The organism is Mycoplasma collis ATCC 35278 (genome assembly GCF_000701825.1).
In the GTDB taxonomy this organism is placed as follows: Bacteria; Bacillota_I; Bacilli_A; order Mycoplasmatales; family Metamycoplasmataceae; genus Mesomycoplasma_A; species Mesomycoplasma_A collis.
Genome location: NZ_JNJY01000009.1, coordinates 1 through 12,386, shown reverse-complemented (window position 1 = coordinate 12,386; position 12,386 = coordinate 1). Strand labels below are relative to the sequence as shown.

General features: G+C 23.0%; 9 protein-coding genes. 7 read left to right on the top strand and 2 right to left on the bottom strand.

Going from position 1 to position 12,386, the window contains the following annotated elements; all coding sequences use genetic code 4:
• Positions 1 to 75 precede the first annotated feature (75 nt).
• From T403_RS0102685 to secA, 6 genes are all read left to right on the top strand, one after another.
• A complete protein-coding gene (locus T403_RS0102685) occupies positions 76 to 2,106 on the top strand; it encodes a GGDEF domain-containing protein (protein ID WP_033161289.1) in 2,031 nt (676 codons plus the stop codon).
• Positions 2,078 to 2,524, top strand: a complete 447-nt coding sequence (gene rplI / locus T403_RS0102680; protein WP_033161288.1) for a 50S ribosomal protein L9 — start codon at positions 2,078 to 2,080, stop codon at positions 2,522 to 2,524. The genes T403_RS0102685 and rplI overlap by 29 nt, the downstream gene beginning before the upstream one ends.
• The gene (gene dnaB, locus T403_RS0102675) at positions 2,517 to 3,833 is read left to right on the top strand and encodes a replicative DNA helicase (RefSeq protein ID WP_033161287.1); all 1,317 of its coding nucleotides are present in this window, start codon (positions 2,517 to 2,519) and stop codon (positions 3,831 to 3,833) included. The genes rplI and dnaB overlap by 8 nt, the downstream gene beginning before the upstream one ends.
• Before the next feature lie 9 nt (positions 3,834 to 3,842).
• On the top strand, positions 3,843 to 5,066 hold the full coding sequence (locus tag T403_RS0102670) for a CNNM domain-containing protein (protein WP_033161286.1): 1,224 nt from the start codon (positions 3,843 to 3,845) through the stop codon (positions 5,064 to 5,066).
• 50 nt (positions 5,067 to 5,116) lie between these two features.
• Complete coding sequence (gene tig, locus T403_RS0102665; RefSeq protein WP_033161285.1) at positions 5,117 to 6,400, top strand: trigger factor; 1,284 nt, start codon at positions 5,117 to 5,119, stop codon at positions 6,398 to 6,400.
• A gap of 99 nt (positions 6,401 to 6,499) precedes the next feature.
• A complete protein-coding gene (gene secA / locus T403_RS0102660) occupies positions 6,500 to 9,124 on the top strand; it encodes a preprotein translocase subunit SecA (RefSeq protein ID WP_033161284.1) in 2,625 nt (874 codons plus the stop codon).
• Between the two features lie 525 nt (positions 9,125 to 9,649).
• On the opposite strand, the gene T403_RS0102650 is transcribed toward secA, so the two are convergent.
• Together T403_RS0102650 and T403_RS04255 are read right to left on the bottom strand one after the other, a co-directional pair.
• A complete protein-coding gene (locus tag T403_RS0102650) occupies positions 9,650 to 10,648 on the bottom strand; it encodes a site-specific integrase (RefSeq protein WP_033161282.1) in 999 nt (332 codons plus the stop codon).
• A 76-nt stretch (positions 10,649 to 10,724) separates the two neighbouring features.
• A complete protein-coding gene (locus T403_RS04255; protein WP_051619105.1) occupies positions 10,725 to 11,873 on the bottom strand; it encodes a restriction endonuclease subunit S in 1,149 nt (382 codons plus the stop codon).
• Between the two features lie 111 nt (positions 11,874 to 11,984).
• Between T403_RS04255 and T403_RS0102640 the strand changes: the two genes are divergently transcribed.
• Positions 11,985 to 12,386: restriction endonuclease subunit S (locus tag T403_RS0102640; RefSeq protein ID WP_033161281.1), on the top strand; the 402-nt coding region annotated here is incomplete at its 3' end.

Sequence of the window (12,386 nt, the reverse complement as noted above, 5' to 3'; positions counted from 1 at the left end):
TTTTTTTAATTAAATTTAATTTATTTTTAAAAATTGTTTAATAAAAAAATAATACTTTTGTTTATAATTTAGATTATGAAATTTAGATATAAGTTTTTTAACTTAACCGTTGCTTTGGTAACTCTTGGAATTTTATTTTTAATAGTATCATTACTTTTAATTTTATTTAGCCCAAACATAAACATTTGATTTATTTATTTTTTAATTTTTTTAGATTTTGTAATTTTAAATTATTTTTTTATAAAAACAATTAAATTCTTTTTAAATAGATCAAATATTATAAATTCTTCAATATATAAATACATTAATAATATAATTGAAGAAAATAATTTAGGTTTAATTTTTTATTCAGCTAACGGTAAAATAATTTGAATTTCATCTTTTATAAAAAAAAGGTTTGGCGAAAAAATCATTGGTAAAAATATTGATTTTTTATTTAGCGATAAGAAAACTAATGATGAACAAAATATCATAAATTATGAATGAGAATACGAGCATTTAGGTTTTGAATATAGAATTAAAAAATATAGCGCTCAAAACATCATCACAGTAAGTGATATAACTATTTTGGAAAATATTTTAAAAAGCTATATCAATGAAAAAATTGTAATTGGTGAACTTGAAATTGATAATTATTATTTATTATCTACTATTATGGTTCAAGAAGATTTTTTTAAATATCAAATAACAGCAATAAATTTACTTGATGAAATTTCAAATAAAATGAATTTTTCATATAAACAATATTCTAATGGGAAATTTTTAATTATTACTAATTATGAAAATTTTTCAAAATTTAGAGCTAAAAATTTTATTGCTTTTAAAGAAATTGAAACTAAATTATCAAATTATAAATTTTCTAATCAACCAATAACTTTTTCAATCGGCTTTTCATATGGAACTAATGAAATTTTACAACTTAATCAACTAGCAAAAGATGCACTATTATTTTCTAAAACTCGTGGTGGGAATCAAGTTACTGTATTCAAATATGGTGATAAACCAATGGTTTATGGTTCTAACATGGAAATAGAACCTTCAATTAGTAGAAGTGAATTAAATTATGTAACTAGAATATTACTTAATGTTTTAAAAAAACCTGAAATAAAAAATATTATAATATATGGGCATAAATTTTCAGATTTAGATGCGCTAGGTTCTGCTTTTGGTTTGGGAACTTTTTTAGTTAATTATTTAAAACATAAATATAATTTAGAAAAAAAGTTTTATATTCAAAATACAACTTTTGATAAAACTACAGAATTATTTATCAAAAATAACAAAGAATATATTAGTGAAAAGTATTTTATCAAGCCATCACAAGCTAAAAAAATAACCGATGAAAATACTATGGTTATAATAGTTGATACAGCTGATAAAACTAGAATTGAAAATGAAGAAGCATTCAACAAAACAAAACCAGAAAATGTTTTTATTTTTGATCACCACCGAATTGGTGAACAAAAATTAGAATTTATTGCTGGAGGTAATGAATACATCGATACAACAACATCATCAACTTCAGAAATTGTAACCAATATTATTAATTTATATACAACTTCTGAAGTTAAATATATTGATAGTTTTGTGGCTCAAATGTTATTAAATGGAATTTATATGGATACTAAACAGTTTTCAAAATCCACTTCAACTAAAACATTTGAAGCAGCTTCGTTTTTAATTAATTATGGAGCGCAAAGTAAAATATCAATTGAAACGTTAAAATATAGTGAAGAAATTTTTGCAGTTATAAATAAATTAATTGCAAAATATGAAGAAGTAAAACCAGGATATTTACTAGCATATTCTAAATATGAAGCTGATATTGATGTAATATCAATGGCAGCTGATTTTATGTTAAATGTTCAAGGTAGAAAAGCTGCTATTGTAGTAGCAAAAGTAAAAAATAGTGAAAAATTTAAAATGTCAGCAAGAAGCTATGGAAATACCAATGTTCAAATTATTGCAGAAAGAGTTGGCGGAGGCGGTCATTTTGCCGCTTCTGCAGCAGAAAGCACTAATGAGACATTAGAAGTTTTTGTTGATAATATAAGACAAGCGATAGTGAGTGTGAATAATGAAAGTAATAATAATCAAAGAATTTAATAAAGAATACAAATTAAATCAAATAGTGGATGTATCAGATGGATACGCTAAAAACTTTTTAATTAAAAAGGGTTATGCATTACCAGTTAATAAAGCAACAACAATGTTGTTAGAAAAAAGAGTTGAAAAAGAAAAAATAGAGCAAGAAAATGAATTAACCAAAGCTAAAGAATTAGCTAACAAAATTAATGCAACAATCATTGAATTTAAATTAAAAGCACATAATGATGTACCACATAATTCAATAACATCAAAAAAAATTTTAAAAAAACTAGATGAATTAGAAATAAAATTACCAAAACATTCATTAGAAGAACATGTACATATTAATGAATTTGGTCTTAGATCTTTAAATATAAAATTACATAAAAATGTAACTGCACATCTTAGAATAAAGGTTATAAAAGAAGATGTCTAGGAAATTATTTTTAGCTGAAGATGTTGAAAATTCGATCATCGGTTATTTACTTTTAAATAAAGAAGATCACAATAAAATTATTCCTTTTATTGAAAAAGAAGATTTTTATTGAGCAAAAAATAAAATCATTTTCGAAGCAATGAGTGAACTATTTTTTGCTTCAAAAGAAATTGATGTCATTAGTATTCTTAATTGAATTAGTGAAAATATTAATGGCAATTATGCTCTTAGAACAAGTGATCTTACTAGTTATTTAGCTGATACACCTTTTTATTCAACACTTAAAGATATAATTAATTCACTTGTTCAAAAATCTAAATTAAGAAAAGCTAAAGTGGCAATTGATTTTGCTAATAAAGAAATTACAAAAAATGAAAATGCTGAAGCTGATGATATTTTAAATAGTTTTGAAGCTAAATTAATTGAAATTTCACGCGGAGTTGAATTAAAAGATTTTCAAGAAATGCAAAAAATCACTGATGAGATTTTAAATGATTTAATAGCAAGAAAATCGCAAAAAGATCTAAAAGGAATTTCAACAGGATTTAACTCTTTAGATCAAATAACATCTGGTCTTCAAAATGGAGATTTGATTATTTTAGCAGCTAGACCTTCAATGGGGAAAACAGCTCTAGCATTAAATTTAGCTAGAACAGCTGTAGAAAATGGCAAAGTTTGTGCCTTTTTTTCATTAGAAATGGACGCTAATCAATTAGTAACTAGAATATTATCTGCAAAAACCGGAATTGAAGGTTATTTATTTAAAAAACCTAATTTATTAGAAAATAGTGATTGAATTAATATTAATGATAATATTAAAACAATTAACGATTATAAATTGTATATAGATGATTCTGGTGGTCTTAAATTACATGAACTTGTTTGAAAAGTAAAAAAATTGCAAAACAGAATAAAAAAAATTGATTTAATAATAGTAGACTATTTACAATTAATTGATTTGGCTTCTTCAGGAGCTAATAGACAAGTAGAAGTTGCAAAAATTTCAAGAAAATTAAAGCAATTAGCGAGAGAAATCAATTGCCCATTAATAGCGCTATCACAATTATCAAGAAAAGTTGAAGAAAGGCAGGATAAAATTCCTTTAATGTCAGATTTAAGAGAATCGGGAGCAATAGAGCAAGATGCTGATATAGTAACGTTTTTACATCGTCCAAATTATTATGTGAAAAATGAACCTAAAAATGAAATCCAAGATACTAATTTAATTATAGCTAAACATCGTAATGGGGCTACAGGAGAAATAATTTTAAAATTTGATCCCAAAATTGGGTATTTTTTTGAAGAATAGGAACTTATAATGGAAATTAAAATAATAGTTTTTTCTATAATAATATTCATTTTTACAATTTTATCAGCGTTATCTTCAGCTACAGAAACATCTTTTTTATCAGTGAATCAAGCTAAAATTCAAGATTATTTTAAAGATAAAAATAATTTTAAGAAAAATAAAATTTTAGAAATGAACAAAAAATTTTCAGCCACTTTATCAACTATTTTGTTAATAAATAATATAGTAAATATAGCAGCTACAGCAGTTATGAGTGCTTTGATTGCAATTTTTAGTTTAGATAGTAATCTTGAAATAATTATCTCTACGATAATTATGACGCCTATTATCGTTTTAATTGGGGAAATTATTCCAAAAATTATAGCCAGAAAATTCCCGTTAGCATTTTTAAAAAATACATGATGAATTTTTTACTTTTTTTATTATTTATTTTGACCTTTAACATTTTTGATTTCAAAAATTTCTAAAGAAAATCCAATTACTAACACTGAAAGTGAACTTAGACATATTATTGATATTGCTAGTGAAGAAGGGGTTTTAGAAAAAGAAGAATCTATTTTAACAAAAAGAGCTCTAGATTTTGATTCATTAAAAGTAAGTAAACATTATACAAGACTTAAAAAAACAGTTTCAATTAACTATAAGGATGATTTAGAGAAAATTAAAAATATATTTTTTGAAACAGGATTTTCAAGAATTCCTATTGAAAAAAACCGAAAATTTTTAGGTATTATTTTATTAAAAGATATTTTTAATTTAAAAAATGATGCTGAATTTGATATTGACAAATTTATTGTAAAAGTCCCAACAATATCTTCTAATTCGTTATTAAAAAATGCATTAATTAAATTAAAAGAACACCAAAGTCAATTTGCTTTTGTAACTAAAAATAATGAAGATAAAAATATTATTGGTGTTCTTACTTTTGAAGATATTATTGAAGAGCTTGTAGGTGAAATATATGACGAGCATGATTTTAGAGATGAAAATGATATTTATATTATTGACAGCAATAAAATTATTGTTAATTTTTCAACTAAAATTGATAAAATAAATAAAGTATTAGGAATAGAAATACCAGTGAATAAAGAAACTATTGGTAAATATTTAGAAAATGTTTCTAATAAAAAAATGAATTTAAAATTTATATATAAAGAGCAAAATGCTATTTTCAAAGTTATTGAAAATAAAAAAAATAAGGTAATAAAACTTGAAGTTTTATTGGAAAATTAAAAAAAGTTTTATAATTTTAAAATTATTTATAAACAATACTAAGGAGAAATATGTTAACAAAAGAATTGATAAGTGAAAAATCTGAACTTAAGATAACACTAGAATATAATAGTGAAAAATGAACTCAAGCTATTAACAAAGCAAAAGAACAATTAATGAAAGAAGTAAAACTTCCAGGCTTTAGAAAAGGCAAAGTACCTAAAAATAAAGCTGAAAAATTAATATCCCCTTCTAAATATTTACAATTAGCTCTTGAAAAAAGCGAAAAAGAAATAATTGATGAAATGAGAAATTCAATCGAAGAAAAAGATGATGTAGTTGGAAATTCTCAATCATTTGAAATTATAGAAGTTGATGATACAAAATTAAAAATTACAGGAATTTTTCCTACATTTCCAAAATTTGAATTACCAAATTATAAAAAATTAGACGCAAAATACGAACTAATAGAAATAAGCGAAAAAGACGTAAATGAAGCAATTGATAAATTATTAAAAGATAGAGGTTCATTAAAAGAAGTTGATGGCCCAATTCAAGAGGGTGATTTAGTAACTTTTGATTTTGAAGGTAAATTAAATGGGGAAGAATTTGATGGAGGAACTGCTACTGATTTTGATTTACTTATAGGTTCTAAACAATTTATTCCAGGTTTTGAAGAAGGAATGATCGGATTAAAAAAAGATGAAACTAAAGATTTAAATGTTACTTTCCCAGAAAAATATCACTCACCAAAATTAGCTGGACAAAATGTTGTTTTCAAAGTTAAAGTTAATAAAATACAATCTCGTGACAAACTTGAATTAAATGATGAATTTGTTAAAGATTTAAAAATTGAAAATGTTAATAATGTAAGTGAATTACAAGTATATTACAAAGATTTATTAGTTAGGGAAAACGAAGAAAAAACATTATCTAGTTTTAAAGTAAATGCATTTCATGAAATAATGGATAAATCTAATATCATCGTTTCAAATGTTTTAGTTAAAGATGAAATTGAAAGAATCTTTAGAACTTTTGAAAAAAACATTAAACAACAAGGATTTACACTAAAAGAATTTTACAAAATAACTGGATCAAATAGAGAAACATTAGATAAACAATATGAAGCCGATGCAATTCATAATTTAAAAGAAAGTTTTATTTTTATCGCTTTATCAAAAGCAGAAAATTTAGAAGCAACAGAAGATGACTATAAAGAAGAATATGATAAATTGGCTAAATTTTACAAATTACCTCTTAAAGATTTAGAAAATATTGTTTCTAAAGCTCAACTACAAATTCCAATTATTAATAAAAAAGTTATCAAAATATTAGCAAAATATAATTCTAAATAAACATTATTAATTTAGAGTTCTTATTTTATATCAAACTAATAAAATATATAAATAAAGACTCGCTGAGTCTTTTTTTATTTATATATAGAAAGTGAATATATGAAACTTAATAATTTAAAAAAAGACTTTTTTAAATCTGCTGAATTAAAAATAGCTACTAAATTATTAAAAGAAATTAATAATTTAAAAGATTATTATTCTAAAATAAGTGATTTAGAATTACAAAATAAAACTAAAGAATTTAAAGAAAAATTAGCTCAAGGTAAAACTCTTGAGCAAATTAGAGTAGATGTTTTTGCAGCAATTAGAGAAGCAACTTTTAGAGTTTTAAAAAAAATGCCCTATGATGTGCAAATAATAGGTGGTTTAATTCTTGATATGGGCTCAATAGCAGAAATGAAAACAGGGGAAGGAAAAACTCTTACTTCTATTGCTCCTGTTTATCTTAATGCCCTAGAAGAAAAAGGGGTAATTGTTTCTACTGTTAATGAATATCTTTCTGAACGTGATGCCGAAGAAGTTGGACAAGTTCATCGTTGAATGGGGTTATCTGTTGGAGTTAATAAAGCGCAATTAGATACAGATTCTAAAAGAATTGCTTATGCTTGTGATATTACTTATTCAATCCACTCAGAAATTGGTTTTGACTATCTAAGAGATAACATGGTCACTGATAAAGCTGAAAAAGTTCAAAGAGGTCTTAATTACATTTTAATCGATGAGGTTGATTCAATTTTAATTGACGAAGCTAAAACACCGCTTATTATTTCAGGAGGTCAAAAACATAATTCTAATCTTTATGTTGCCGCTGATTTATTTGTAAGAACACTAAAACCTGATGATTATTTTATTGATCATGAACTGCAAGCGATAAAACTTACAGATAGTGGAATTGATAAAGCTAATAAATATTTTAAATTTAATAATCTTTATGAAATTAAAAATTCTGAAATGGTACATCGAATTCAAAATTCTTTAAGAGCTCATAAAATTATGAAAAAAGATGTTGAATATATTGTCAGGGATGAAAAAATTGAATTAGTAGATAGTTTTACTGGAAGGATTATGGAAGGAAGAGCCTATTCTGAAGGATTACAACAAGCTATCCAAACTAAAGAGAATATTGAAATTGAACCTGAAACTAAAACATTAGCAACTATCACATATCAAAATCTTTTTAGAATGTTTAAAAAACTATCAGGAATGACAGGAACAGCTAAAACTGAGGAACAAGAATTTATTGATATTTATAACACTAGAGTTAATGTAATTGATACTAATAAGCCAATTATTAGAAATGATGATAAAGATTTAATTTTCGGCTCAATGAAAGCAAAATTTGATGCAGTTGTTGAAGAAATTAAAAGAGTTCATAAAATTGGTCAACCAATTTTAATAGGAACATCACAAATTGATGAATCTGAATACTTACATGATATTTTACAAAGAGAAAATATTCCACATACAGTTTTAAATGCTAAACAAAATCAATCAGAAGCTGAAATAGTAGCAAGAGCAGGACAAGAATATGCTGTAACTATAGCTACTAATATGGCGGGGAGAGGGACAGATATAAAACCTTCGCCAGAAGCTTTAGCTAAAGGTGGACTTTATGTTTTAGGGATTAATAAATCTGAATCAAGAAGAATTGATAATCAACTTAAAGGAAGAAGTGGAAGACAAGGGGATGTAGGTTATACTAAATTCTTTTTATCAATTGAAGATCTTTTAATGACAAGATTTTCTAACTTTGAAGTTATAAAAGAAACTTTTGCAACAAACGATTCAAACCCAATAAAAGGTAAATCTATTCATAGATTTTTTGAACGCGCACAAAAGAAAATTGAAGGTTCAAACTATGATAATAGAAAAAATGTTTTAAGTTATGATGATGTTATCAGACAACAAAGAGATTTAGTTTATGCTCATCGTGATTTAATTTTACATAGTGATAATTTAGATCTTTTTATTAATAAAATAATTGAAAGAAGTATAAAAAATATTTTATCATTAGAACATATTGCGTTAGCAAATAACGAAGTTAATTATATTAATTTAGAAGAATATTTAAACATTAACTTCTCTTCTATTTCTAAAGAGACATTTACAAAAAAAGAAATAGAACAATTTCATCATGAAGAGTTGATTGAATATTTATCTACAAAACTAAAAAATATTTACTTTAATAATTTAAGAGTTAATTTAATTAAAAATTTAGGGCCTGAAAGTTATATTTTAGATGAAAGAAGAATTATTCTAACAGCCTTAGATAATAAATGACAAGATCATATTGATGTTGTTGATCGTTTAAGATCTTCATCTAATTTAGTTCAATATTCACAAAAAAATCCATACCAAATCTTCACTGAAGAGACAACTAAAAAATTTGAAGTATTTATAAATGATAGCAGTGATAGAGCGCTTTATGATTTATTCAATAATAGAAATGCAATGAAAATCGTTTATCTAGAACATGTATTATCTAATGGGGAAGTATTCGTTTATCAAGAAGATTGACCTCAAGAAATGGTAGATAACTTTATTAAACAAAAAGAATTTGAAATTGAATTTGAAAAACAAAGACAAGAAAAAAATCCTTATGTTTTAAATAATGGTTCAATAATTTTTTTAGATAAAACACTTACTGAAAAAGAAATAAAAGATATTTTAGATATTGAAAATACTAAAATTTTTGAAAAACAAAATGCAGATGAAAAACAATAATTTTTTAAAAAATATTTCTTATCTTTTTTTATTTTTATTTATCCTTTCAACTATAGGGATAATAATCGAAAGTTTTTATTTTTATTTTGATAATAAAATTAAAACTGAAAGTTTAATAATTTATAATTTAGTTGCATTTACAATTTTAATTTTAATATTTTGAGTATATCTTTTTAAAACTAGAGCTTATAAAAAAATTAAATTACATTTTATAAAAGATCCAAGATATCATCAAGATATGTGTAAAAAAACAAGAAATAAAAACATAGTTCATGTTTTTTATTTAATTTTATTCATTTTATTTTTAATTACAATATGATTAATTTTTTGATGAGTAGATTTATATAATGAAAACTCATATTATTTTAATATATCACTAGTTATTAGCAATTTTAGTTTTTGATTTTATTTATTTTTTTGAAACTGAAATTTTTGTAACAAAATTTAGAAAATTTAATAAACAAAAAACCTAGCAAACTTTTGTTTGATAGGCTCAAATTTGTTTATTATTTTTTTTATTGTTTTTTAACTAAATTCAATATTATGTTTTTTAAGTAAAAAAGTTAATTTTTTAACTTCATTTTTTAAAGCTTTATTATCATATTTTATTTTTTGAATTTTATTTTGAAAATATTTTTCTTTTTTATTAAAATTATCAACTAAATATTTTAATGTTTTGGTGTCTGCTAAAGTATTTGCTTTTTCTTTTTCTAACATCAAAAGTTTTAAATCATATTCAGCTTGCATTTTATTTTTGATTATATAATTTTCATCTAAAGTTTGAGTTTTAATATGTCCAGTTATATTTGCTATTTGTGTTGAATTATAACCTAAATATGCTCAATGGGTAATTTTATTGGTTCTTAAAGTTTGAAAATTAATATCATGCTTTTTAAATTTATTAGGATGTTTTTTTGCTAAAAAAACATAAAATCTACTCATTCTTGAATTAAGTGAAGAATTAGAGATTTTTAAATTTGAAAAATTAATACTTAAAAATATATCAACTAAATATTCTGGTATACCAATTACTCTTTTAGATTGTTTATTTTTAGTTTTTAAAACTTTAGTTGTGGTAAAAAAATCAGCATTTAAACTATTAAAATCAGCATTTATAACCTCATTTATTCTAGCAGCATTTTCATAAACCATTCAAAAATAAAATTCTAAAATTAAATCACCATAAGCTTTTAATTCAGTAGTTAAAATCTCTATTTCTTTTTCGCTAAAAATTCTTTTTTCTCGTGAATCATTATTATAAGAATTTAATAATTCAACATTAAAGCTTTGCTTTTGATTTTTATTACATCATCTTAAAAAGCTTTTAACCGCTCTTGAATATAATAACTTAGTATTGCTTCTTACATTTAATGAATCAATATATTTATTGATCCTTTTAATTGTGAATTTTTCTAAACCTATAATTCTTGTTAAAAATGACTCGTATGTTTTTCTCGTTTGTTCATTTTGTTTTGTATTTAAAAATAATTTTAAAACTTTTTCAATATTAATTAATTCTTTCATTTTTCCTTTCCTTGTTTAAATTTTTTATTTTTATTTTTAAAAATAAATTTTATAAAATTAAAAATTAAAAAAAATTTTAAATGGAAATAATGCTTATTAATGAATTTTGAAGTTTTAAAGGTGGGATGTTGATGGTGAAATTCTGTAAATCTGTTTTATTTATATTTGGTTGGGCTGTGCTTTTTCTCCCAAGCACATTTAACTCATTTTCTTTGCTTTTTAATATGTAATATAAATATTTGTTTAATACTATATTTTGATTATTTTTTATTAATCAAACTCTTTGCATTATAGAAAATTTATTTTTTCTATAAAAAACTTTTCCGCATTTTTCGCCCGAACCAGAAACAGTAATAAATTCTCCATCATAATTATAAGTATTTATAAAAGCTATAGGTTTTTCATCAATTGTTTTAGAAGAATAAAAAGGATATATTCCTTTGTTTTCTTTTACTCATTTAAAATTCATTTTAGAATCACCAGATTCAAATGTTAAAATTTCATCAAGTATATAAGTTTGAAATATTTTTAATTTTTTATCAATTGATTCGAATAAATGATGAAAATGTTGATTTTTAAACTTTTTAAACAACGCTTTTTGCTTATTCACTAATTTTTTTTCTTTTTCTAACGGTTCTATAATATCTATTAAATTTTGAATATCTTTTTTTGTATTTTCTAAATTATTTATTCTAACAAGTTTGTTATGTTTTAAAAATAATTCTTCATGTGTTTCGATAATATCTATTATTGATTTTTGAGTTTCTAATGGCGGAATATCTATTTTAATTTGTTCTAAAGAAAGGATTGAAATGTTATACCTTGTAAATCCTGTAGCATATCTTATAACTTCTTTTCTAAATTCTTTACTTCTAAACAAATATGATGCAAATTTTGGTAATAAAATACTTTGATCATATTTGTATATTTTGCAAAAACCATTAACAATATTAGGTTTGTTATTTAAATATATCGAAGAAAGAGCAATTTCATTTTTTATTTCAGAACTAGCTGTAAATATTGCATCACCATAATTTACAGAAAATTTTTTTATTTCATTTTCATTTGCATTATATTTTCTTAAATAAATATTTTCATCAATATAAGGATTTTTAAAAACATCTAAATAATTTATAAAATCTACACCTGAATCATATAAATTTTTATTTAAACTAGAAAAACCACCTCTGAATCTTCCTATTTCCCCAAGTTTATAAATTGCCATTAATAATTTAGTTTTTTAGAAAAATTTTAATTTTTTTTATTCTTTATTTTATAAAATCAATTAAAAAATTGTATAATTTATTTTATATTTTTATATAAAAGAGGTGTAATAATGGCAATTTATAAACTAGGGGAAGTAGCGAAAATTCAAAACGGACGAACACCTAGTACAAAAAATAATTTGCTTTGAAAAAAAGAAATTCCTTTTTATGGACCGGGAGATCTTATTGATATGAAAATTAAGCGTTTTATATCAAAAGATTTAAAAATGATAAAAAGAAAAGGTACAGTTTTATTTTCATCAACAGCAACTATTGGTAATGTAGGTATAATCAATCAAGATTCATGATTTAACCAGCAAATAACTTCAATTGAAGCAAATAATGAAATAATTTTAGATAAATATTTATTTTATTACATGAAAAAAATAAGTCCAAATATTGTAAAAAAAACTAAAGGAATGGGTACGGTATTTCCGATAATTTCTATTAATTTTTTCAAAAAATTAGAAGTA